The sequence below is a fragment of the Corynebacterium ihumii genome (assembly GCF_028609825.1).
Classification (GTDB): Bacteria; Actinomycetota; Actinomycetes; order Mycobacteriales; family Mycobacteriaceae; genus Corynebacterium; species Corynebacterium afermentans.
The window spans coordinates 1,426,475-1,449,568 of record NZ_CP063190.1; the positions used below are offsets into that span (position 1 = coordinate 1,426,475).

General features: G+C 64.5%; 19 protein-coding genes. 3 read left to right on the forward strand and 16 right to left on the reverse strand.

The genetic code is table 11. The annotated features are described in order from the left end of the window. Positions 1 to 64 precede the first annotated feature (64 nt). Positions 65 to 1,021 carry a 30S ribosomal protein S2 gene (gene rpsB, locus CIHUM_RS07045; RefSeq protein ID WP_034998658.1) on the reverse strand — a complete coding sequence of 319 codons (957 nt, stop codon included), beginning with the start codon at positions 1,019 to 1,021 and terminating at the stop codon, positions 65 to 67. 300 nt (positions 1,022 to 1,321) lie between these two features. Between rpsB and CIHUM_RS07050 the strand changes: the two genes are divergently transcribed. Further along, entirely contained in the window at positions 1,322 to 1,861 is a 540-nt protein-coding gene (locus tag CIHUM_RS07050; RefSeq protein ID WP_051106359.1) for a M23 family metallopeptidase, read from the forward strand. Here the strand turns inward: CIHUM_RS07050 and CIHUM_RS07055 are convergent. The 7 genes from CIHUM_RS07055 to lepB all read right to left on the reverse strand — a co-directional run bounded on the left by CIHUM_RS07055 (position 1,824) and on the right by lepB (position 8,094). Beyond that, complete coding sequence (locus tag CIHUM_RS07055) at positions 1,824 to 2,717, reverse strand: tyrosine recombinase XerC (RefSeq protein ID WP_034998657.1); 894 nt, start codon at positions 2,715 to 2,717, stop codon at positions 1,824 to 1,826. The genes CIHUM_RS07050 and CIHUM_RS07055 overlap by 38 nt on opposite strands. A gap of 24 nt (positions 2,718 to 2,741) precedes the next feature. Beyond that, positions 2,742 to 3,917: a DNA-processing protein DprA gene (locus CIHUM_RS07060; RefSeq protein WP_034998655.1), complete on the reverse strand. Its 1,176-nt coding sequence runs from the start codon at positions 3,915 to 3,917 to the stop codon at positions 2,742 to 2,744. Next, positions 3,918 to 5,444: a YifB family Mg chelatase-like AAA ATPase gene (locus CIHUM_RS07065; RefSeq protein ID WP_034998653.1), complete on the reverse strand. Its 1,527-nt coding sequence runs from the start codon at positions 5,442 to 5,444 to the stop codon at positions 3,918 to 3,920. Beyond that, entirely contained in the window at positions 5,431 to 5,811 is a 381-nt protein-coding gene (locus CIHUM_RS07070) for a YraN family protein (RefSeq protein WP_238635235.1), read from the reverse strand. The genes CIHUM_RS07065 and CIHUM_RS07070 overlap by 14 nt, the downstream gene beginning before the upstream one ends. Before the next feature lie 486 nt (positions 5,812 to 6,297). Beyond that, the gene (locus CIHUM_RS07075; protein WP_034998651.1) at positions 6,298 to 6,603 is read right to left on the reverse strand and encodes a DUF2469 domain-containing protein; all 306 of its coding nucleotides are present in this window, start codon (positions 6,601 to 6,603) and stop codon (positions 6,298 to 6,300) included. After that, positions 6,600 to 7,256 carry a ribonuclease HII gene (locus CIHUM_RS07080; RefSeq protein WP_034998650.1) on the reverse strand — a complete coding sequence of 219 codons (657 nt, stop codon included), beginning with the start codon at positions 7,254 to 7,256 and terminating at the stop codon, positions 6,600 to 6,602. Before CIHUM_RS07080 ends, CIHUM_RS07075 begins: the two co-directional genes overlap by 4 nt. 4 nt (positions 7,257 to 7,260) lie before the next feature. Continuing rightward, positions 7,261 to 8,094 (reverse strand): signal peptidase I, encoded by an 834-nt coding sequence (lepB, locus tag CIHUM_RS07085; protein WP_243427140.1) that lies wholly within the window; start codon positions 8,092 to 8,094, stop codon positions 7,261 to 7,263. A gap of 146 nt (positions 8,095 to 8,240) precedes the next feature. Between lepB and CIHUM_RS07090 the strand changes: the two genes are divergently transcribed. Beyond that, positions 8,241 to 10,085, forward strand: a complete 1,845-nt coding sequence (locus CIHUM_RS07090) for an AIPR family protein (RefSeq protein ID WP_148363842.1) — start codon at positions 8,241 to 8,243, stop codon at positions 10,083 to 10,085. Between the two features lie 168 nt (positions 10,086 to 10,253). Here the strand turns inward: CIHUM_RS07090 and rplS are convergent, their stop codons facing one another. The 6 genes from rplS to rpsP form a co-directional block, all read right to left on the reverse strand. Further along, positions 10,254 to 10,601 carry a 50S ribosomal protein L19 gene (gene rplS, locus CIHUM_RS07095; protein ID WP_034998646.1) on the reverse strand — a complete coding sequence of 116 codons (348 nt, stop codon included), beginning with the start codon at positions 10,599 to 10,601 and terminating at the stop codon, positions 10,254 to 10,256. A 114-nt stretch (positions 10,602 to 10,715) separates the two neighbouring features. Then, complete coding sequence (locus CIHUM_RS07100) at positions 10,716 to 12,986, reverse strand: Tex family protein (protein ID WP_034998645.1); 2,271 nt, start codon at positions 12,984 to 12,986, stop codon at positions 10,716 to 10,718. A 36-nt stretch (positions 12,987 to 13,022) separates the two neighbouring features. Next, entirely contained in the window at positions 13,023 to 14,408 is a 1,386-nt protein-coding gene (locus CIHUM_RS07105) for an anaerobic C4-dicarboxylate transporter (protein ID WP_034998643.1), read from the reverse strand. Positions 14,409 to 14,502: 94 nt separating this feature from the next. Then, complete coding sequence (gene trmD / locus CIHUM_RS07110) at positions 14,503 to 15,558, reverse strand: tRNA (guanosine(37)-N1)-methyltransferase TrmD (protein WP_051106414.1); 1,056 nt, start codon at positions 15,556 to 15,558, stop codon at positions 14,503 to 14,505. Position 15,559: 1 nt separating this feature from the next. After that, entirely contained in the window at positions 15,560 to 16,060 is a 501-nt protein-coding gene (gene rimM, locus CIHUM_RS07115) for a ribosome maturation factor RimM (RefSeq protein ID WP_034998641.1), read from the reverse strand. A gap of 293 nt (positions 16,061 to 16,353) precedes the next feature. Beyond that, a complete protein-coding gene (gene rpsP, locus CIHUM_RS07120) occupies positions 16,354 to 16,851 on the reverse strand; it encodes a 30S ribosomal protein S16 (protein WP_034998639.1) in 498 nt (165 codons plus the stop codon). A gap of 383 nt (positions 16,852 to 17,234) precedes the next feature. On the opposite strand from rpsP, the gene CIHUM_RS07125 reads away from it, so the two are divergent. Continuing rightward, on the forward strand, positions 17,235 to 19,388 hold the full coding sequence (locus CIHUM_RS07125) for an acyltransferase family protein (protein ID WP_034998638.1): 2,154 nt from the start codon (positions 17,235 to 17,237) through the stop codon (positions 19,386 to 19,388). Between the two features lie 320 nt (positions 19,389 to 19,708). Here CIHUM_RS07125 and ffh read toward each other — a convergent pair whose 3' ends face one another. Continuing rightward, entirely contained in the window at positions 19,709 to 21,340 is a 1,632-nt protein-coding gene (gene ffh / locus CIHUM_RS07130) for a signal recognition particle protein (RefSeq protein ID WP_034999239.1), read from the reverse strand. Positions 21,341 to 21,461: 121 nt separating this feature from the next. Beyond that, positions 21,462 to 23,093, reverse strand: a complete 1,632-nt coding sequence (gene ftsY / locus CIHUM_RS07135) for a signal recognition particle-docking protein FtsY (RefSeq protein ID WP_034998636.1) — start codon at positions 23,091 to 23,093, stop codon at positions 21,462 to 21,464. Between the last annotated feature and the right edge of the window lies 1 nt (position 23,094).

Genomic DNA, 23,094 nt, shown 5'->3' on the forward strand with positions numbered 1-23,094 from the left:
GCGTGATGCCGGCGGGCGTGAGCGGAACGCGGGGTGCGCGTGCAGGTGGCGTGAGCCGAAAAGCTTACGCCTGGGTTGCAGACTCGTCGCCGGACTCGTTCGTCTTGGCCTCAGCCTGCTCAGCCTGCTCAGCCGCGCGAACAGCGTGCGGCTGCTCAACCTCGGCGACCTCCTGCGGAGCCGCGGACTCAGCTGCGACGGCAGCCTTCGCTGCGTCAGCTGCGGAAACTTCCTCGGAAGAAGCAGCCTGAGCAGCTGCCTCAGCAGTCTCAGCTTGACGTTTCGCGTCGTTGTCGCCGGCTGCGTCGCGTGCGGAAGCGAGCTGGCGCTCCTCGCGCTGCTGCTTACCGGCGATGACAGCCTCGCCCACGATGTGGGTGAGCAGCTTCACGGCGCCGATAGCGTCGTCGTTGCCCGGGATCGGGAAGTTGACAACGTCCGGGTCGCAGTTGGTGTCCAGGATGGCAACCACCGGGATGCGCAGCTTCTGCGCCTCGTTGACGGCGATGTGCTCCTTGTTGGTGTCCACGATCCACAGCGCGGACGGCGCCTTGGTCATGTCGGCGATGCCGCCCAGCACACGCTCGAGCTTGATGCGTTCGCGGGTGAGCATGAGGACTTCCTTCTTGCCGCGGCCTGCGTAGCCGTCCTCGGCTGCGTCCATGGCCTGCAGTTCCTTCATGCGGCCGATGCGCTTGGACACGGTCTGGAAGTTGGTGAGCATGCCGCCCAGCCAGCGGTGCGTCACGTACGGCATGCCGACGCGCTGCGCCTCTTCCTGGATCGGCTCCTGTGCCTGCTTCTTGGTGCCGACGAACAGGATGGTGCCGCCGTGTGCGACGGTCTCCTTAACAAACTCGTATGCCTCATCGATGTAGGTCAGCGTCTGCTGCAGGTCGATGATGTAGATGCCGTTACGGTCGGTGAAGATGAAGCGGCGCATCTTCGGGTTCCAGCGACGCGTCTGGTGGCCGAAGTGCACACCGGCGTCGAGGAGTTCACGCATGGTTACAACTGCCATGGTTTTGTCTCCTTCGGAGAAAGTAGTTCGGTTAATTGCTTGTCTCACGTGCGGGTTTTTATCCCGCACCCTGGCACCGTGCTCGCCCTGCACCCTGTGAGAGGGACCGTCGCTGAGCAGGCATTATCCGGCGCGCGTAGTCAGCCCATAAAAGCTGCCCGTGCAACACTACCCGCCCGCGCCCACAAAACCTAATCTCAACTGCGTCTTTTGTGGATAGCCTCGCGGCGGGCGGCGGGTTATCCACAGATTTTCGCAACCAGGCTAGTTTTCTTGCCCCCTGCGTGCTCGTATTCACGCATGCGCTTCTCGACGATCCTCCGGTCCGCCACCGCCCTTATCCTCGCCGCCGCCATCAGCGCCGCCCCGGCCGCCGCCTGGGTGGACCCGGCAGCCGGCACCCCGTACCCGGCCGCGGTGTCGCGACCTGCTGACATCCCGGAACAGAATTGGAAACCCGGCCACCGCGGCGTGGACTTACCCCTGCGCCTCGGCGCTGACGTGCTGGCCGCAGGCGACGGCGTTGTCGCCTTCGTGGGCGTGGTAGCCGGCACCCCGGTGATCTCCGTCGATCACGCAGGCGGGATCCGCACCACGTATCAGCCGGTGCGCTCCCCGCTTGCCGTCGGCGACAAAGTGCGCGAAGGCGAGCCGATTGGCACCCTCGCGCACGCCCCGGCGGGGTTTTCTGGATCCCACGACGGTTTGCACTGGGGTGCGCTGGTGGGCAAGGACTCCTACATCGACCCGCTCACGCTGTTGGAAGCGCCGCGGATCCGGCTCAAACCCTTAGACGGCGCCACTACGCGCGCGGGTGCGCCTGGTCGTAGACGCGCTTGAGCCGCTGCGCGGAGACGTGGGTGTAGATCTGCGTGGTTTGCAGGCTGGTGTGGCCGAGCATCTCCTGCACCACGCGCAGATCCGCCCCACCTTCGAGCATGTGGGTGGCAGTGGTGTGACGCAGCGTGTGCGGGCTGACGTGTTCCACCCCGGCGCGCTGCCCGGCGCGCTCGACTATGCGGCGCACCTGGCGCTGGTCGATGCGCCCGCCGCGGGAGCCGACGAACATCGCCTGCGTGTCACCCGCGAGTTCTGCGCGGCCGAACTCGAGCCACTCGGACACGGCGGCCGCGGCTTCGTCGCCGAACGGCACGACGCGCTGCTTGTTGCCCTTGCCGGTGACTTGAGCGAGACCGCGGGCAAGGTCCACGTCGCCGAGGTTTAACCCCGTCAGCTCCCCGACGCGGATGCCGGTGGCGTAGAGCAGCTCGAGCATGGCGCGGTCGCGCAGGTACTCGGCGGGGTGGGCGTCGTCGGCCGTGCCCGCCTCGACGAGGTCGCCTGCACGCTCCCCCTTGACCACTGTGGGCAGCGGACGGTTGACCTTGGGTGCCTTGAGCCGCGCCGCGGCGTCGGTGCTGATGTCGCCCCGGCGGTAGGCCCAGGTGGAAAAGGCGCGGGCGGCGGCGGTGCGGCGTGCCAGCGTGGCCCGGCTTCTGCCAGCACTCATCGCGTCAGCGAGCCAGCGCCTCAGCGCGTCGAGGGTGAACGCGTCGAAGGTATCCACGTAGCCCGCGAGCCCTCTAAGGTCCGCGACGTAACCCTTGACCGTGTTCGGGGAGCGGCCGAGGACAAGTTCGGCGTATTCGACGAAGTCCTCCACCGCCGCCTGCACTTGCCCCAACTGTTCACTCATGTCACGGCAGTGTACTCGCTTCCCTTAGTCGGACTGTTCCACCCGCGACCACACCCGCTTGTCGCGCTCCACCAGCCCGCGCTTGGACAGGTCCATCAGGATGTGCACCGTCAGCGCGATGGACAGCCCCGCGTCCGCGGCCACCGCCTCGGCTTCTCTGCCGGTGCGGCCGGCGGGCGGCAGGGCGTCGTAGATGCGCAGCTCGTTGCGGGAGAGCTGCTGGGTCACGCTCGGCGGGTACTGCATCTCCATCTGCTCCTCGGCGCTGTATTCGCCGACCGCGGAGAGCTGCTCGTGGATCTGCCCGGCGTTGAGCACCATTTCGGCCTCGTTGTTCTGGATGGCCAGGTTTGCGCCGAGGGATTGGGCGTCTGTGACCGGCCCGGGCACCGCCATGGCCGTGCGGTTGAACGCGTTGACCCACTTCAGGGTATTCAGCGCCCCGGAACGAAACGGCGCTTCCACCAGCACGGTGCCCAGTGTCAGGGCGGCCACGAGACGGTTTCTGGTGAGGAAGCGGTGCCTGTCCGGCGTGACAGCGGGCGGATATTCCGTCATCAACGCGCCACCTGTGGCCACCACCCGCTCGAAAAGTGCCTTGTTCGAACGCGGGTAGTGCTCGCCAGGCCCGCAGGCCGCCACCACCACAGTCGGGGTGTTGACGTCCATGGCGGTCGTGTGCGCGACCGTGTCGATGCCCAGCGCGCCGCCGGAGACAACCGTGTAGTTGTGCCCGCCCAGCCCGGCAACAAGATCCTTGCTGGCCATGTGCCCGTACTTGGTGGCGTGGCGCGTGCCCACCACACCGACGGACTGGGCGAACAGCCCTGCCAGGTTGGTGTTGCCCGCCACCCACAGCGCGTGCGGCGCAATGCCGTCCGGCTGGTGGCTGGTCTTCCCCGCCGCTCCTGTCTGCTGGCGACCGAACGAGCACTGAATCGCCTCCGCCGGCCACTGCGGCGACTCCGGGGTAAGCAGCGTGTAGCCAAGGTCCGCGGCGAACTCAAGGTCCTCAGCCGGGCGGTCCCACGTGAAGCGGTTCTCGGTCTGCGAAAGCAGCCCGCCGATCCAGGTGGCGCGGGTGCGCACGCCCTCGGCGATCTCGTCCGCGCTCTTGCCCACACGCAAAAGCGCCTGGATATGGTGCGACGGCCCCTCCACCACGCGTGAGAGGTAGGCCCAGGATTCCAACGAAGACATCTACGCCACCTCCTCGCGCTGCAGCTGATGCTCGCGCATCTCCACGGCACGGCAAGCGTGGTGGATGTCCGGCTGATCCATCTCTTCCAAGTCCGCCAGCGTCCAGGCCAGCTTTAAGCATTTGTCCACCCCGCGCTGCGTGATCTTGCCTTGGATCAGCTCTGCCTGCAGCATCGCCATCGCCGCCTCCTTGGCGGGAAAATGCCTGCGAATCAGGGTCGCGGGCACACGCCCGTTGACGTCCTCGTTGCAGCCCGCTTTCGCCCACCGGACCGCGGCGCGTTCGCGAGCGGCTGCCACACGCTCCGCGATGCTTATCGACGGCTCCGCGTCGCTCGGGCTGAGCACCGCCGCGTCGCCAGAGGTGGTCACGAACACGTCCAGCCGGTCCTTCAACGGGCCGGAGACGTTGCTTAAGTGGCGCGCCCGCTGCGGGGACTTGCACGAGCACTGCCCTTTCACCCGCTGGCACGCGCACGGGTTCGCGGCCAGCACCAGCTGGAAATCCGCCGGGTAGACCACTTCCTTTCTCGCCCGTGTCAGCCGCACTTCGAGTTTTTCCAGCGGGATGCGCAGCGCGTCGAGCACCGCTGCCGGGATCTCCGAGGCCTCGTCCAGAAACAGCACCCCGCGGTGCGCCTGGCTGACCACACCGGGGGTTGGCGTGCCGCCTCCCCCGCCGATTAACGCCGCCCGGGTCAGCGACGGGTGCGGGGCGATAAACGGGCGCGTTGCCACTACCCCGCCGCCAGAGACCCCGGCCGCGGAATGGATGGCAGTGACCTCGACCATCTCCTGCACGTCCATCGGCGGCAGGATCGACGGGAGGCGCTCCGCCAGCATGGACTTGCCCGATCCCGGCGGGCCGATCATCATCACGTGGTGCCCGCCGGCCGCAGCCACCTCGAGCGCCTCGCGCTCCTCGGACATCCCCGCAAGGTCCTGGAAATCCGGCACCGCACGCTGCGGCGCGGCCGCTTCCGGCGCTGTGGCGCACTCCAACTCTGCCTCGCCGGTGATCCACTGCCACACCTGCGCAAGCGAATCCGCCACCAGCACCTCCCGGCGGCCCAGCAGCGCCGCCTCCGCGGCGTTGGCTCTCGGCACGACGACAGTTCGGATTGGGTCTGCCGCGTCGAATGCTGCGATGAGCATCGGCAGCACGCCTTCGGCCCGTCGCAAAGTCCCGTCCAGCGCCAGCTCCCCGCAGAACATAGTGGATACGAGCGTGCGCTCCACGCGGGGGTCCAGGCTGCCCAGCACCGCAAGCGCAATGGGCAGATCGAAGTGCGAGCCAGCCTTGGGCAGGTGCGCGGGCGAAAGCGACACCATGATCTTCGTGCGCGGCCACGGCAGCGCCGAATTCGAAATCGCGGTGCGGATCCGCTCGCGCGACTCTTTCACCGCCGCATCCCCCAGACCCACCATGTGCATGCCGGGCAAACCGGCGCCGACGTTGGCCTCCACCGTGACCAGGCGGGCGGCGACGCCTTCCACGGTCGCGCTCATCGTGCTAGCAAGCGCCATCTTCCACCCCCGGGAACCGGCGCAGGATGTAGTCCTCGCCGTCGAAGACCACCTCGACCACGTCGAAGCGGATCGGGCGGTACTGGCCCTGCGCATGCTTGTCCAGCCACTGCGCCGCGCACCGGCGCATGGTGTTGAGCTTCTTCGTGGTCACCGCCTCCGCTGCACCAAAGGCGGTGCCGCGGCGGGATTTCACCTCCACGAAAACGACGGTGCCGTCCTCGTCCTCAACGACAGCGTCAATCTCACCGGCGCGCATCCGTTGCCGGTGCCCCAAGAGGGTGTAGCCCTCGTCCTCGTACCACCTGATCGCGGCGTGTTCTCCCGCCCTGCCCAGCTCCCACTGGTCCTGATAGTTCACCTGCACGGTGCCTCCCCGTTTCATAGAGTTGCCAAAAATGTTGGTCCTCTATCAGACGCAGAAGGCCCCGCCGCGGTTCCATGGCGCGGGCAGTTTTGTAAAACTCGGCCGGCACCGATGATTGCCAGTCACCCACTATGCAGCTGCATAGCGGCGAGACGTCGGCCGTCGTAAAAGTTGACACAAAGCGTTGCCGAAATCGACCGTCAGCGACCTGCGGAGATGTCGGGCGATCGTCAGATCTTGCGAGAGTCGGAAGGTGGCCGGCGCTTACGGACTCCACATTGCGGACAGCCCAGCCGCCACCAATGGTTGGTCGGCACCCACTATGCAGCTGCATAGCGGTGGGTGGTGGTCCCTCGTAAAAGTTTATATTCTGCCGAAAACGGCCCTCAGCCACCCACGCTTACCCTCGCCTAAACCGGAAACTGTTCACAACCACCTGACGCAAAGCGCGACCCGCCGAGTTTTACAAACGGATCGCCGCGAGCACTATTCCGGGAAGGTCAGGTCGGGCTTGTCCAGCTCTTCGATATTGACGTCCTTGTAGGTGATTACACGCACGTAGCGGACAAAGCGCACTGCGCGGTACATGTCCCACACCCACGCGTCCGACATCAGCACCTCGTAGTAGACGTCGCCACCGTCGGTGTGCGGGATGAGTTTGACGCCGTTGGCCAGGTAAAACCGGCGCTCAGTTTCCACCACGTAGGAGAACTGGCTGGCCACGTCCCGGTACTCGCGGTAGAGGGAAAGCTCGACGTCAGCCTCGTAGTTGTCAAGATCCTCGGCGCTCATGCGTGCCCCTTCTTGCTGGACTGCCAATAGAAGTCGTCAGCGTCCCTGACGTTCGCATAACTATAACGGTGCTCAGGGCTCGCACCGTGGCGGCGCACCGCGTCCATGTGCACCTTTGTCGAATACCCCTTGTGGCCCTCCAAACCGTACTGGGGAAACGCTTGGGCCATCTCGCACACCAGCCGGTCCCGGCTCACCTTCGCCAGCACGCTGGCCGCGGCGATGCAGCGGGCCGTGTAGTCGCCTCCCACCACCGGCAGTTGGGGTGAAGGAAGTCCGGGGATACGGAAGGCGTCGATAAGCACGTAGCCCGGTGTAACCGAAAGCCCCGCGATGGCGCGGCGCGCGCCGTCAATGTTGGCGCGCTGGACCCCGTGGCGGTCAATCTCAGCCGCGGAGATGTGCACCACCGAGTACGCCACCGCGGCGTTTTTCACCGCGTCGAAGAGCACGTCGCGCTTGCGGGCGGTGAGCTTCTTGGAATCCGTCAGCTCCTCCAACGCCGGCTGCGGTGCTGTCGGCAGCACGCACGCCGCGATGGTGATGGGACCGAAACACGCCCCGCGGCCGGCTTCGTCCACCCCCGCCACCGGGCCGAAGCCCGCCTTGTCTAAAGCGACCTCGTAGGTGCGCAGCTGCTTTAAGCGCCGCACGAGCCTACTGCTGGATGTCCGGGTCGCTCACGCCCTGCATGCGATTGATCGGGAACACCACAGCCTCGACCTTGCCGCGAATGTTTTCTTCCGGGATGGTGCCCTGGAACTGGTCGCCGATGTGCGCGCGCGAGTCCAGGGAGTTGGTGCGGTTATCGCCCATCATGAAGTAGTTGCCCTCCGGCACCGTCACAGGGCCGAAGAAGGGCCCGCCGCACGCGTCGGAACCCGTGGATTCATCCACCGGGTAGAAGTTCGGCTGCAGGGTGTAGGACTGGTCGACCGGCTGGCCGTCCACCATGATCGCCGGGTCCCCCGCCTGGCAGGACACCGTCTGGCCACCGGTGGCAATGATGCGCTTGACCAGGGTGTTCTCGTCCTTCGGCACCAGCCCCACCCAGGAGCCGACCTCCTGCATCCCGCGGATAACCGGGTTGGAGGAACGGTTGGAGTCGAAGCCCGTGTTCCAGGAATCGGTGCCAGCGAAGACGATCACGTCGCCCGGCTCCGGGTCGGAGAAGTAGTAGCTGACCTTCTCCACGAAGATGCGGTCGCCGGAGCCGGATTCGCCGTGCAGCGTGGGCTCCATGGAGGCGGACGGGATGACGTAGAGGCGGCCGATAAACGTCTGGATCACAAACATGATCAGCAGCGTCATCACCACCACGACCGGAATTTCCACGTACCAGGGAAGCTCCTTTTTCTCCTCTGGCTCGTCCGCGGCCGGCTGCTGCGCAACCGGGGCTGCGTCACGGCGCGGCTCGGCGGCGTAGGGGTTGTGGGGCTGTGCAGGCTGGGAAGCGGAAGGCTCGCCTGCGGGTCCGTTCACGTTGGTCACTCGGGATACGTTAGCACCGCGACTAGCCATTGGGCCCTAAAGCTACGGTCATGAGTTGGTCAATCGGGATTGAATCGATGATCACCGTTGAAGCCGATGGGTAGAATAAGTAAAGGCTGAGAATCGAACAGAAAAGGAGACCTCAAGTGCATATCCTTACCCGAAACCGCATGCATTCCTGGGCTAAAGAAAATGGCATTACCCAGGAAAATGGTTTTCCATCCAAAGACGAAGACTTGTTTGAGTATTACTCCGCATTCGTCTACATGAACGAGTTCCTCCAGGGGGACCTAAAGCATCTGTCAGAAATCACGATTAACAGCCAAGAATTCGGTCTTGATTCCGCCGGGGTGTTCGTGAACGGCAAATTTGTAGGCGACCCTGACGATCTATCAGAAACGCTCAATGAGGGGCACTTCAATCGAGTCCATGTGATTTTCATTCAGGCCAAAACTGCTACCGGATATGACCAGTCCATGATCGCAAGATTTATCAATCAAGTGAAAACTATCGCAGAGGCCGCGACTGAGATCGAAACAACAAAATTCAAAGGTGACCTGTTGAAGATCGCTCGACTCATCAATGCTGTGATAGAAAACATTGGTCGATTCGAGACACCACAGATCCCATGTTCCCTTTACTACGTGACAACATCGAGTCATAACGGTACGCAGCAATCATTTAAGGATCCCCAGGTAATCGATGCGTTGAAGGGGCTCGAGAACCTAGGCATCTTCCAGACCATCAAACCGCCAGAAGAAGATGCTGAACGCCTTGGTACCGAAATAATCGACTTCAAAGCGGATGGACATAAAGAACTGTGGATGAAGTACCGCATGTCAACCGCCCCGCAAGAAGTCCAGTTCAAGTGGGACCGTCGTCAAACCATCCCCGCGAATAACGACTTGGAATCTGCATCCATCGGTGTAGTCACAGCACAAGAATTACTTAAGATTCTAAGTATCGATGGGGAACTCAGATCCAACATCTTCGATGAGAACGTCCGTCTGTATCAAGGGCACGATAATCCAGTTAACCAAGAAATTGCTAAAACCCTGAACAGCGATAGGCGAGGTCAGTTCCCTTATCTCAACAACGGGGTCACTCTGATCACCGGGAGCATGTCAACTGTGAGTGACCTCGTCACGCTCATTGACTACCAAGTAGTTAATGGTGGTCAAACCAGCCACGAAGTTTTCCATTGGGCCTCTTCATTACCCGAAGATGAAGGTTCTACCGCGCTTTCGACCACATGGGTTCCGCTTAAAGTGATTCAATCCCCTGACCGATCGACTTTACGTGACGTGACGTTGGCTACCAACAACCAGACCCAGGTTACCGATTTTGAAAAGCGATCCAACTCGCCTAAATCTTCTGAAGTCGAAGAATACTTCTCCCAATCTGGACCAGGGGGGCTGCGCTACAAAAGACAGTCAGGTGTGTCGAAAATGGACACCGTGCAGGCGAAAGTCACTGAAACTGCAGAACTCACCCGTAGTGTTGCTGCAGCCGCTTTTGGACAATCTTCAATAGCTACCAGATCAAAGAAAGAGGTTGAAGAAAAGTTTGGCGATTACATCTGGGATGACGGTCACCCAGAGGGTATGTATTACTTTGCCGCATTTTTATCTTACCGCATCGATGCCTTCTTCAATCGCAATCGAAACAACGAATTCTCGCGAGTTTCGATCGCGCGCTTTCACATCGCAATGTTGGCCTCAGTAATGCTTGCGCCCAATTTGGAGTCAATCTTCCGAAAGCAACCTGGGAAAGTATCTTCAAAGGAATTGTCTAAGATTGTTTTCTTCAAAGATCCAGCTGCTAACAAGGATCTCGAGAAAATCGTAGATGAGCACATTGAAAAAGCCGCAACAATTGTCCTTAAGTTTTACGAGAGTCGTGTCGCCGATGGAAGCTCGCTCCTGAAGGACCATGTGCGCGGAAACACCGTGCAAACCGATTTACTCGACTTCCAACTAGCGAACCGATAATTTTCCCACCTCGGCAACACGCGGTGCATCCGACGTACCATGCACCCGAACGCTGTGTTTCGTGAATTTGAGGTCTTTGACCACAGTAGACATGGCTCAATCCGCGCCGTCGACAAGCAAAGTGCCCCGCCCGAGCGAACTCGGACGGGGCACTGTGGCGCGCTGAAACTAGCGACGCTCCTTGATGCGGGCAGCCTTGCCGCGCAGGTTGCGCATGTAGTACAGCTTGGCGCGGCGGACGTCGCCCTTACGCACAACCTCGATCTTCTCCAGGTTCGGGGAGTGCACCGGGAAGGTACGCTCAACCGCGATACCGAAGGAGACCTTGCGCACGGTGAAGGTCTCGCGGATGCCGTCGCCCTGGCGGCGGACCACAAAGCCAGTGAAGACCTGCGTACGGGTCACAGAACCCTCGATAACCTTGACGTGGACGTCGAGGGTGTCGCCCGGGCGGAAGTCCGGGATGTCGTCGCGCAGCTGGCCTGCGTCGACAAGATCAATGATGCCGTTGCTCATGAAAGCAATCCTTTACGTGTTCGGACAGAGGACCCTGGCGGCACTTCCCCATCCGGGGCGCTCGGCCGGTTCATGTCGATTACAAGAACCTGCAGCATCTTACATATGTGCCGGTCACTTCCCAAATCCGGCCCGCTTCAGCGCATCGGCCATGGAGCCAGATGCTTCTCGACGTCCCTCCGGTTTACCCCGCTTCCGGCTGCGCTGCTTGCGCGGTTTCTTCTGCGCCGGCTGGCCCGGCTCGTCGTCAAGCCGCAAGCTCAGGCCGATGCGGTTGCGTGCGACGTCGACGTCCATGACCTTGACTTTCACTACCTCGCCGGAGCGCACCACCTCGTGCGGGTCCGAGACGAACTTGTGGCTCATAGCGGAGACATGGACCAGGCCGTCCTGGTGCACGCCCACGTCCACGAACGCGCCGAAAGCGGCGACGTTGGTCACCGTGCCCTCCAGGACCATGCCCGGTTTGAGGTCCTTGACCTCGTTGACGCCTTCCTTGAACTCGGCGGTCTTAAACTCCGGGCGCGGGTCGCGCCCAGGCTTGTCTAGCTCGGCGAGGATGTCGGTAACGGTGGGCACGCCGAACTGCTCGTCAGCAAAATCAGCCGGCGCGAGATTGGTCAGCACGGCGGTATTGCCGATGAGCTGCTCGGTGCTCAGGCCCGTGGCCTGGGCGACGCGCTCGACCACCGGATATGCCTCCGGGTGCACCGCGGAGCCGTCCAGCGGGTTGGCCCCACCCTGGATGCGCAGGAAACCGGCAGCCTGCTCGAACGCCTTCGGGCCCAGGCGCGTCACTTTGCCCAGCTCCTTGCGGGTGGTGAACCGGCCGTTTTCGTCGCGGTAGGCCACGATGTTCTTCGCCAAAGTACCCGACAGTCCGGCAACGCGCTCGAGCAGCGGCGCCGACGCGGTGTTCACGTCCACGCCGACGGAGTTCACCGCGTCCTCCACCACCGCGTTCAGTGTCTGCGCGAGCGCGGTTTGGTTCACGTCGTGCTGGTACTGGCCCACGCCGATGGACTTCGGGTCCACCTTGACCAGCTCCGCCAGCGGGTCCTGCAGGCGTCGCGCGATGGACACAGCGGAGCGCAGGGAGACGTCCATGTCCGGGAACTCCTCCGCCGCGATCTGGCTGGCCGAGTACACCGACGCACCGGACTCGGACACCACCACCGGGGTGGGGCGCTTCCCGCCCGCCTGCGCGATCAGGTCCGCCACCTCGCCAGCGAGTTTCTCGGACTCGCGCGACGCCGTGCCGTTGCCCACGGCGATGAGCTCCACGCCGTGCTGCGCGGCCAGCGACGCCAGCTCAGTGCGCGAGGCGTCCCAGCGGTTCTGCGGCTGGTGCGGGTAGACGATCGTGGTGGCGAGTACCTTGCCGGTCTCGTCCACCACGGCGCACTTCACGCCGTTACGGTAGCCCGGATCCAGCGCCAGCGTTGCGCGCTGGCCGGCGGGCGCGGCGAGCAGCACGTCGCGCAGGTTGGTCTTGAACACTTCCAGCGCGCCCTCCTCCGCCTTCTCTTTCAAGCGCATGCGGGTGTCCAGGTTCGCGGAGACCTGCAGCTTGGTGCGCCAACCCCAGCGCACCGCCTTTGCCAGCCACTCGGAGTCTTTCACCGGCAGGTCGAAGCGCTCGGCGATCATGCCTTCGTACACGGCCTCCTCGCCCGGGTCCATGTTGATGGTGAGCACGCCCTCGGCTTCGCCGCGCAGCAGCGCCAGGATCCGGTGGCTAGGTAGCTTCTCAAACGGCTCGGAGAACTCGAAGTAGTCCGCGAACTTCGCGCCCTCGGTCTCCTTGCCCTCCACCACGGCGGAGCGCATGGTGCCCTGGCTATACACGCGGTCGCGCACCTCGCCGACTAAGTCCGCATCCGTGGCGAAGCGGTCCACCAGGATGGCGCGGGCGCCCTCGAGCGCGGACTTCGCATCCGGGAAACCCTCCGACAGGTAGGCCGCTGCAAGGGTTTCGGGGGTGGCCGAAGGGTCGTCGATAAGCTGCTGCTCCAACGCCTCAAGCCCAGCCTCGCGCGCGATGTCCGCCTTGGTCTTGCGGCGCTTCTTGTACGGCAGGTACAGGTCCTCCACGCGCGCTTTCGTGTCCGCGCTAAGGATCGCCTGCTTCAGCTCGTCGGTAAGTTTGCCCTGCTCGTCGATGTTTTCCAGCACCGCCGTTTTGCGCTCGGCGAGTTCGAGCAGGTAGGTGTTGCGCTCCTCGATGTGGCGCAGCTGCGCGTCGTCGAGGCCGCCCGTGGCCTCCTTGCGGTAGCGGGCGATGAACGGGACGGTGTTGCCCTCGGCGAGCAGTTTCAGCGCCTGCTCGACCTGGTTGTCCCGCACATTGATTTCGTTCGCGATGGTGACTGCGGTTGATGTCATTCGGGCGAGTCTAGTCGCGGGCGTTTCGCGCCACCCTTACAGCAACACCTGCGCCAGAAGCGAGCCCACCACGCACGAGGTGAACACCGAGATCGCGCCCGGGATGAGGAACGAGTGGTTGATCACGAACTTGCCAATGCGCGTGGTGCCGGTGCGGTCGAAGCCGATGCAGGCCAAGTCGGACGGGTAGGTGGGCAGAATCCAGTAGCCGTACGCGGCACCGTAGAAGCCGACGATGATCTTCGGGTCAATGCCCAGCGCCAGGCCGATCGGGGCAATCGCGACCAGCGCCGCGGCCTGCGAGTTGACCAGCTTCGACACGATGAGCAGCACGATCGCGTACGCCCACGGCGCGGCCTCCACGACGGAGCCCAGGCTTGCCTCGAGCTGGTCGATGTGCGCGGAGAAGAACGTGTCCGCCATCCAGGCCACGCCGAAGACGGAGAACACCGCCGTCATGCCGGCCTTAAACACCGGAGTCGAGGCGATTTTCTTGTGATCCACCTTGCAAAACAGCAGGATGATCGCGCCGGCAAACAGCATGACCATCTGGATGGCCAAGTTCATCGACAGTGGCTTGACTCCGCCGTCGCCGTCATCGAACGCGGGGCGCAGGCCCTCGAACGCGCCGAGCACCACCACGAATGCGATGGCGCCGAGGAAGATCCACACGGCGTTGCGGGCGGAGCTAGGAAAGACCTCGTCCAGCAGCGAGTGGCTGGACTTGTTGATGGATTCCGCAAACGCCGGGTCCTGCATGCGCTCCTGGAACGCTGGGTCCTTGTCCAGGTCCTTGCCGCGGCGCAGCGACCACAGCGCGGCCAGGACAACGCCGGACAGCGACGCCGGAATGGCGACCATGAGGATCTGCGGGATGGAGTACACCTTGTCAATCACCCCGGCGTTTTCTGCCAGGATCGACGCGAGCGAGACCGTGGCCACCGACACCGGCGAGGCGGTGATGCCCATCTGCGCGGACGTGGATGCCACCGCCATGGGGCGCTCCGGGCGGATGCCCTTTTTCACCGCGATGTCCTCGATGATGGGGAACATGGTGTAGACCACGTGGCCGGTGCCGCACAGCACGGTGAGGAACCAGGTGGTCAGCGGTGCGAGGATGGTGATTCGCTCCGGGTGGGCGCGCAGCAGCTTCTCCGCCTGCTGCATCATCACCTCCAACCCGCGCGATTGCTGCAGCGTGGCCGCACACCCGATCACGGCGATGATGGTGAGCATCACGCCGACGGGCGGTTCGCCCGGCTCGAGGCCGAAGACGAACACCATGAGCATCAAACCGATGCCGGAGATCAGGCCGAGGCCGAGCCCGCCGTAGCGGGTGCCCAGCAGCAGGGCGCCGAGAATGATCAGGATTTGCAGGACGATGGCGACCCCGGATGTTGGGTCAAGCACTGACGCGAGCATGGGTGTCCTTTCTTACGCGTGTAACGCACCCAAGTGTATTGCCCGATTGGTCAGACCTTTAAATTTCATAGGGTGATATTGCCCACCAGATAAGCTAAACCTCTACAGTCCCGCCGGACTGATAAGCCCCAGTTGGCAGCGCCTTTTCCACCGCACGCGTCGCCTCATCGAGCGCGAGAGCGGTGCGCCCGGCGACGGTGAGCGTATCCCCCTCCAAGGTGATCTCGGGGTCGCGGTAGCCAGCCTTCTTCAAGGCCCTGCGCAATTGCTTGACGACGATCCGCGTCGCCCCGTCCACCCACACCGTCGTAAGCACGTCGCGTGCGTCCAACATGAACCGGTCGTCCTCGCTCAGATGAGTCTGCTCCAGCAGCTCAGGGCGGACCTCGCGCGTGCGCTTCAAGGACTGCTCCCTGCGCCAGGCCTCCACCTTGGCGTGGTCGCCGGAGGTGAGCACCGCCGGCGCCTCAAGCCCGCGCCACACGCGCGGCTTGGTGTAGCTCGGGCCCTCGAGCAGACCGTCGGAGAAGCTGTCGTCCTCGTGGCTTTCGGTGTTGCCCAGCACGCCCGGGATCAGACGCGTGACCGCTTCCGCAATGACCAGGACGGCAACCTCGCCGCCAATGAGCACATAGTCTCCGATGGAGACCTCGCGCACGCGGTAGCGCTTCTTCGCATCCTCGAAGACGCGCTGGTCGATGCCCTCGTAGCGCCCGCAGGCGAACACGATGTGCTCCTCGCGCGACCACGCCTGCGCGTCCTGCTGGGTGAAGGGCTTGCCCGCCGGGGTGGGCACGAGCAACAGCGGCTTGCTGCTGTCCTCGCCGCCTTCGTATGGACGGGGCGCGACCTCGTGGACGTCGTCGTGGCGCAGCTTGTCGTTGCGGTGCGCGGCGGCGGTGCCGAGGGATGTTCCGGGGCGGCCCTTGGCGACGTCGTCAAGCGCAGGCCCCCACACCTCCGGCTTCATCACCATGCCCGGTCCCCCGCCCAGCGGCGGGGCGTCCACGGATTTGTGGTTGCCGGTGGCCCAGTCGCGCAGGTCGTGTACGCCCACCGACAGGATCCCTTGCTCGATCGCCTTGCCCAGCAGCGCCTGGCGCAGCGGGTCGAGATACTCGGGAAAGATGGTGACGACGTCGAGGCGCAGCTTAGACATCAAGCAAGCCCTCGGGCGGGGTGATGGTGAGGTAGCCCGCCTCCGTGTCGAGCTCCGGGACAAAGTCCATCACGAACGGGACCATGACCTCCTTGCCCCGGTAATCGATCTCCAGGATCTTCCGGTTCGGCGCGTCCATCACACCGGTGACCTCGCCGACCTCTTCGCCCTCGTGCCGCACCTTCAAGCCAATAAGCTCGTGGTTGTAGTACCCCTCCGAGTCTTCTTCACGCTCGAGAGGCTCGGCGAAGAACTTCATGCCGCGCAAGCTGTCGGCGGCAGTGCGGTCCGGTACCTCCTCGAAGCTGACCAGCAGGCGCTTCTGGTGCTGGCGCACCGTCTTGACGGTCAACTCCCGCTCCTTGCCCGCCTGGCGGCCGGTGAGCACAGCGCCGACGACGATGTGCTCCTCCGACTCGTCCGCCAGCAACTCGACGGCAACCTCACCTTTCACGCCGTGGGACTTGACCACACGGCCGATCTGCAGCTCCATGGGTGATTACGGTAGCAGGCCGCCGGTTCGCCGAACGTTCCTGGCTGCGCCACATCCCCCTGCGCCGCCTCCCTCTCCGCCACCTCCGCAGACCCTGGGAGGCTCATCCTGCGAATGGCCAATTTTTGCGCGAACCCAGGCTCTGGATCCCAGGGTATGCGTGCGGCCAGTCCGTCAAGCGGCTGGCTGGTGCGGGGCAAGGCGGGGTGGAACTCACCGAACCCCACCAACACGAAACCCCCGCTGCGCACGCGGTGTGTGCAACGGGGGGTTCGTCGAGAAGCGAAGAGTGCTTAGTTCTCCTCAGCTTCAGCGTCCTCGGAAGCCTCGGACTCAGCCTCAGCGGCCTCAGCCTCGGCAGCAGCGGCGGCCTCAGCGGCTTCCTTCGCTTCAGCCTCTTCCTTGGCCTTCTTGCGCTTCTCGGTGATGGCCTCAGCGGTCGGGCCGTTCTTGGCCTCCTCCAGAGCCTGGTTGAACAGGTCGAGCTTGGACGGCTTCTCCTCGGCCACCTTCAGGGTGCCCTCAGCGCCGTCGAGGCCCTTGTGCTTCTGCCAGTCGCCGGTCACCTTCAACAGTGCCATCACCGGCTCGGTCGGCTGCGCGCCGACACCCAGCCAGTACTGAGCGCGCTCGGAATCGATGCGGATGAGCGACGGCTCTTCCTTCGGGTGGTAGATGCCGATGTTCTCGATGACGGCACCGTCGCGACGGGTGCGGGCGTCAGCGATGACGACGCGGTACTGCGCGTTGCGGATCTTGCCAACGCGCTGCAGCTTGATCTTTACAGCCATGGTGTACTTCCTTGTAGGTCACTGGGCAGTGCAGACACTCGCCACTTATCGACGAGCCGGTTCAACCCTTCTTATTTACCCTGCGCGTGCCCGGCCGGGCGACCTGCCTCGTTTAGTGCGAGGTACAAGACGGATCCGGCGCGTACGCAGTTATGGACTTGTCGTGCCTGGCGCGCATACACGCCGGACAGCCCGTGATACTTTACGCGCGCTTTCCCCAGGTTCCAAAACACGCGTCCGGTTTTAGCCTTCAACATCCGCGCGAGTCTGGTTCGGTCCCGCGCGTTGGGGGCGGTATTGTCCTTAACCGCTTGTGACGATACTCGGCGACGATAGACGGCACAGCGCAGCAAGGCACACGGCAAGACGAGTTGGAGAAACGGTTGAGTACGACGGCAGGGCACCCACCACAGCCGACGAAAGGCTCCACCGCATACCGCGTCGACCTGGACGGGCTGCGCGGGTTCGCCATCGCGCTCGTGGTGCTCTTCCACGTGTTTGTCGGCCGCGTCTCCGGCGGAGTGGATGTTTTCCTGCTGCTATCCGGCTACTTCTTCCTCGGCGGGCAGCTGCGCTACGCGCTGCGCCCCAACCCGAACTTGAACCCGTGGTGGCCGTTGTGGCGCACCATCCGCAGGTTGGTGCCAGCGCTCGCGCTGGTGGTGGTCGTGGTCGTCGGCCTTGTTATGGCGTTCACCCCGGAGCTGATGGGCGTGGAGCTTTCCCGCCAGGTCACCGCGTCGATGCTGTACTTCCAAAACTGGGAGCTGATGGCGCAGAACGCCGATTACGCCGCAGCCAGCCAAGAGACCTCTCCCCTGCAGCACCTGTGGTCCATGTCGGTGCAGGGACAGTTCTATGTCTTCGGCATTCTTCTGGGCTGGATCATCGCCGTGGCCGTGACCAAGCTGCGGGCGAAGCCTGAACACGCCCGCCGCGCTGCCATTGCGCTGCTTGCGGTGATCACCGTGGCGTCGTTCGCCTGGGCCTCCCGCTTCGGGCTGGAAGGCACCGGCGAGAACTACTACTCCACGTTCTCCCGCGCGTGGGAGCTCTCCCTCGGCGCGCTGCTCGCATTCGTGCCGGCGCATCGGTTCCTGCCGCAGGCGACCGCGTGGTTGACCGCACTCTTGGGCGTAGCACTCATTGCCGTCACGGGCGTTATCGTGCCCACCTCGCTGGCCTTCCCCGGGCCCGTCGCCCTGATCCCGCTCACCGGCGCGGCGTTGGTGATTCTCTCCGGCAACGCCAACGGCGTGTCCAAGGTGCTCGCCTCCGCCCCAATGACCTGGCTGGGCAGCGTGGCCTACTCGCTGTACCTGTGGCACTGGCCGCTGCTGATCATCGTCACTGTCATCGGCGGCTACAAAACCCCGCCGGCCTGGCTGGGCGGACTGGTCATCCTGGTGTCGCTGTGTTTGGCCCACGTCACCCACACGCTCGTGGAGGACCCGCTGCGCCAGCACCGCCCGCGCCCGCGCGGCGACGACGACCCGGTGGCGGCCGCGAGGGCGTCGCTACGCACACTGCCCGGCGTCGCGCGTGCGGTGGGCGGCGTGCTGGCCGCAGCGCTGTTTACTGTCGCGCTGGCCGTGCAGCCGTACTGGGACAAGCGAGTGGACAGCGCAGAAGAAGCGCTCGACCCGGTCAACTACCCCGGTGCCCGCGCCGTCCAGGGCGCGCAGGTGCCGGACGTGAAACCGCAGCCGGACCCGAGCCTCATCGCCGGCGTTTTCCCGCCCATCGGTCTCGACGACTGCATGATTTTCCTCCCAGAAGCCCCCGACGCCATGCCCGGCCCAGACTGCACCTACGGCGACCTGGAGGCGGAGACCACGATCGTGCTCGCTGGCGGCTCCCACATCGAGCCGTTCATCGTCCCGCTGGACAAACTGGGCAAGGAACACCACTTCAAGGTCGCCACCTTCGTGCGCCAAGAGTGCCCGCTGGTGGTCGGCGGACCGCTGGACCCCGCCAACGACATCGTCTCCCCGGAGTGCGCCGAATGGGGCGAAAACGCGATGCAGGAGATCATCAGCCTGCAGCCCGACCTGCTCGTTTCCACCTCCACCCGCCCCGCAGGCCACGCCGGCGACGGACGCGTCTCCGCCGACTACGTGCCCGACGCCTACGCCAACCTCTGGCAGCGGCTTGCCGAGCTAGGCATCCCGTTCGTCGGCCTGCGCGACAACCCGTGGATGTTCACCCCCACCGGCGAGCCCATGGACCCGAACCTCTGCGTCGTCGCGGGCCACTCCGAACACGCCTGCTCCATGGCCGCGGACATGGTCTACGCCCCCAAGGACCCGGCGGCGTATTTCCTCGACGGCGCCTACGCCCAGTGGGAAATCGACACCGCCGGCTGGTACTGCGTTGACGGCCTTTGCCCGCCGCAGATCGGCAACGTGTACATCTACCGCGACCAGAACCACATCTCCAACGCCTACGCCGAGTCCCTGGCACCGGTGTTGTGGGAGCGCCTCGCGCCGATCTTCGAGGAGCTTTCGCTTCTCGACGCCCCTCCGGCCGCCCCGTAGCCCCCCGTTGGCGGCTCCGTAGGCTGCCCCCGCTCGGCCCACCCACCGGCCGCCGCTTCCCCCGCCTGCTGACCGCCCCATTCCGTGGAACCAGCTAGTAGGAGCTCGATATTCGCCACTTTTCGCCGGGTAGCTGGGCCCTACTAGCTGGATCCGCGCCGAAGACCTTGCCGGAATGCCTCCCCGGCCCGCCCTACAGAACCAGAGCGAGAAACCCCTAGTACGGCCGAAAACTGGCCATACTAGGGGTCCTCCGCTCGGGGTCTGCGGGGAGAGTGCCGCCGGTTGGCCCGCCTAAACAGACCGCACCACGCCGCCGACTAGAAGAACTTGCCCTTCTGCATGCGCTTCATCGCCTCGTTGAAGTCGAGGTTGTTCAGGTCCATGCCCTGCATACCCGCCGGCAGCTGCTCCTGGAGCTTCTCCAGCTCCTTCGGATCCGGCATACCACCGGGCATCCCCGGCATGCCGCCGCCCATACCCGGCATACCCGGCATCTTGGGCATGCCGCCTCCGCGCTTCGGTGGCTTACGCTTGCCGTTTTTACCCTTGCGGCCCTTCGGCTTCTTCTTCGTGGCGGAGCGGCCGCCGCCCATGCCAGGCATGCCCGGCATGCCGAACTGGCTGGCCATCTGCCCCATCATCTTCTTGGCCTCGAAGAAGCGATCGACAAGCTGATTGACGTCGGAGACTTTGACGCCGGAACCGTTGGCGATGCGCTTGCGTCGAGAAGCATTGAGGATCTTCGGATCCTGGCGCTCCTCCGGTGTCATGCCGCGGATGATGGCCTGGATGCGGTCGAGCTGCTTCTCGTCGACCATGTCGGCCATCTGGTTCATCTGCTTGCCGCCCGGCATCATCTTCAGCAGGTTGCCAATCGGCCCCATGCGGCGGATCATCAGCAGCTGGTCCAGGAAGTCCTCCAGGGTCAGCTCGCCGGAGGTGAGCTTGTTGGCGGCGGCTTCGGCGTCCTGCTCGTTGTAGGTCGCCTCGGCCTGCTCGATAAGCGAGAGCAAATCGCCCATGCCGAGTATTCGGCTGGACATGCGCTCCGGGTGGAAGACGTCGAAGTCCTCGAGCTTCTCGCCGGTGGAGGCGTACAGGATCGGCTTGCCGGTGACTTCGCGGATGGACAGGGCTGCACCGCCGCGGGCGTCGCCGTCCAGCTTGGTCAGCACCACGCCGGTGAAGTCCACGCCCTGTGCGAACGCCTCGGCGGTCTTCACCGCGTCCTGGCCGATCATCGCGTCGATGACGAAGAGGACCTCGTCGGGGTTAACGGCGTCGCGGATGTTGCGCGCCTGGGTCATCAGCGTCTCGTCGATGCCGAGGCGGCCGGCGGTATCGATGATGACCACATCATTCTTCTGGTGCTTGGCGTGCTCGATGCCCTGCTGCGCCACCGCGACGGGGTCGCCGTGGGAAGTGCCCATCTCGTGCTCGTAGGAATCCAGGGAGGTGCCCGGGTCCGGGGCGAAGGTGGGCACGCCGGCGCGCTCGCCGACGATCTGCAGCTGCTGCACCGCGCCCGGGCGCTGCAGGTCGCAGGCCACCAGCATCGGTGTGTGGCCCTGCTTGGCCAGGTGCTTGGCCAGCTTGCCGGCCAGCGTGGTCTTACCGGCACCCTGCAGACCGGCCAGCATGATCACGGTCGGCGGGTTCTTCGCCATGTTGAGCCGACGCGTTTCGCCGCCGAGGATGTTGGTCAGCTCCTCGTCGACGATCTTGATCACCTGCTGCGCAGGGTTCAGCGCCGCGGACACATCTGCGCCTAGCGCACGCTCCTTGACGCGCTTGATAAACGCACGCACGACTGTGAGCGAGACGTCCGCCTCAAGCAGGGCGAGACGGATCTCGCGCGCGGTGGCGTTGATGTCTGCCTCGGTGAGCTTGCCCTTGCCGCGCAGGCCGCCGAGGGCTGATTGGAGGCGGTCGGACAGTGACTCGAACACGGTGTGCACGCTCCCTTGTGCTGCTAGCGGAAAATAATCCCCACAAGACTAGCGCGCGCCCCGGGCGATGGGCACATCGCTGTGTCATCGCCGGGGCGCGTGCGCGTCGATAGGCAAATGCTTAGCCGAGCAACGCGTCGACGAAGCTTTCCACCTCAAACGGCGCAAGATCGTCTGCGCCCTCGCCGAGGCCGACGAGCTTGACGGGCACACCGAGCTCCTCTTGCACCTGGAAGACGATGCCGCCCTTGGCGGTGCCGTCGAGTTTGGTCAGCACCACGCCGGTGATGTCCACGACCTCGCGGAACACGCGCGCCTGCATGATGCCGTTTTGGCCGACGGTGGCATCCAGCACCAGCAGGACCTCGTCGACGTTGCTCTTCTTTTCCACCACGCGCTTGACCTTGCCCAGCTGGTCCATCAGGCCGGTTGAGGTGTGCAGGCGGCCAGCGGTGTCCACGAGCACGACGTCCGTGCCCTCGGCGACACCGGTGGCCACCGCGTCGAAAGCGACGGATGCCGGGTCCGCGCCCTCCTTGCTGCGCACGGTGGAGGCGCCGACGCGCTTGCCCCAGGTCTCCAACTGGTCGGCCGCGGCCGCGCGGAAGGTATCCGCCGCGCCGAGCACCACGGAGTGGCCCATGGACACCAGCACGCGAGCGAGCTTGCCGGTGGTGGTGGTCTTGCCGGTGCCGTTGACGCCGACAACCAGGATCACGGCGGGTTTGCCGTCGTTCGGCATGGCCTTAATCGAGCGGTCCATCTCAGGGCGCGCGGCCTCGATGAGCGTCTCTCGCAGCATCGCGCGGGCCTGATCCTCGGTCTCCACGCCGCGCTCGGCGATCTTCTCGCGCAGCGAGTCGGTGACCTTCATGGTCAGCTCAGCGCCGAGGTCCGCCATGATCAGTGTGTCCTCGATTTCCTCCCAGGCGTCCTCGTCGAGGTCGCCAGCGGTGAGGATGCCCAAAAGGCCCTGCCCGATCGCGTTCTGGGAGCGCGACAGGCGCCCACGCAGCTTGCCCATGCGGCCGGCGGCCGGCGCGATGTCGTCCAGCGGCTCCTCGGTCGGCGCCTCAACCACCACGGCGTCATCGGAGACCTCCGCGCCCTCCTGGCGCGCCTCGCCCACGCTCTCCTGCGCCGCTGCCGCAGCCGCCGCGGCCTCCTCGGCCTCAGCAGTCTGCTTATCGACGGGCTCCGCTTGGACCTCGTCAACCCGCTCCACGGGCTCAGCGGGTTCAACGGGCTGCTCCGGCTCTACTGGCTCGACCGGTTCGACCGGCTGCTCCGGCTCGACCGGTTCGACCGGCTGCTCCTCGGTGACTGGCTCCTCTACCGCCGGCTCTTCTACCGCCGGTTCCGCCGGAGTCTGCTCAACGGCTTCGGTGGGCACCTGCGGTTCGTCGTCACGCGAAATTGCGCGTTCGACAACGGTCTCTTCTTCTTCCTGCTTCGGCGGAACAAAGGCCGCGGCCGCTTCCTGCTTCGGCGCAGGCTTCTCGCGGCGGACCGGCTCCGACTGCTTCGGCTGCGCGTCCGCTTGTGCAAAGTTGAAGCCGCCCTTGGCCTGGTAGTTGCCCGACTTCTCCTGCTGGGTCAGCTCCTTGGGCTCTTCGACCTTGTCAAAGGAGATGGTCTTCGATTCCCTGCGCTTCTTCCCGGCGACAATAACGCCGATGAGGATCAGCGCAATGACGATGACTGCGAGGACAATCCAAAACGCAGTGCTGTTGACTAAAGCATTGAGATCCATG

What these genes read in the sequence shown, in the direction of transcription:
- ftsY (WP_034998636.1), bottom strand. Translation starts at nt 23,093, where the DNA reads ATGGATCTCAATGCTTTAGTCAACAGCACTGCGTTTTGGATTGTCCTC.
- CIHUM_RS07050 (WP_051106359.1), top strand. Translation starts at nt 1,322, where the DNA reads ATGCGCTTCTCGACGATCCTCCGGTCCGCCACCGCCCTTATCCTCGCC.
- CIHUM_RS07105 (WP_034998643.1), bottom strand. Translation starts at nt 14,408, where the DNA reads ATGCTCGCGTCAGTGCTTGACCCAACATCCGGGGTCGCCATCGTCCTG.
- rplS (WP_034998646.1), bottom strand. Translation starts at nt 10,601, where the DNA reads ATGAGCAACGGCATCATTGATCTTGTCGACGCAGGCCAGCTGCGCGAC.
- CIHUM_RS07100 (WP_034998645.1), bottom strand. Translation starts at nt 12,986, where the DNA reads ATGACATCAACCGCAGTCACCATCGCGAACGAAATCAATGTGCGGGAC.
- CIHUM_RS07065 (WP_034998653.1), bottom strand. Translation starts at nt 5,444, where the DNA reads ATGGCGCTTGCTAGCACGATGAGCGCGACCGTGGAAGGCGTCGCCGCC.
- rpsP (WP_034998639.1), bottom strand. Translation starts at nt 16,851, where the DNA reads ATGGCTGTAAAGATCAAGCTGCAGCGCGTTGGCAAGATCCGCAACGCG.
- rimM (WP_034998641.1), bottom strand. Translation starts at nt 16,060, where the DNA reads ATGGAGCTGCAGATCGGCCGTGTGGTCAAGTCCCACGGCGTGAAAGGT.
- CIHUM_RS07055 (WP_034998657.1), bottom strand. Translation starts at nt 2,717, where the DNA reads ATGAGTGAACAGTTGGGGCAAGTGCAGGCGGCGGTGGAGGACTTCGTC.
- rpsB (WP_034998658.1), bottom strand. Translation starts at nt 1,021, where the DNA reads ATGGCAGTTGTAACCATGCGTGAACTCCTCGACGCCGGTGTGCACTTC.
- CIHUM_RS07060 (WP_034998655.1), bottom strand. Translation starts at nt 3,917, where the DNA reads ATGTCTTCGTTGGAATCCTGGGCCTACCTCTCACGCGTGGTGGAGGGG.
- CIHUM_RS07075 (WP_034998651.1), bottom strand. Translation starts at nt 6,603, where the DNA reads ATGAGCGCCGAGGATCTTGACAACTACGAGGCTGACGTCGAGCTTTCC.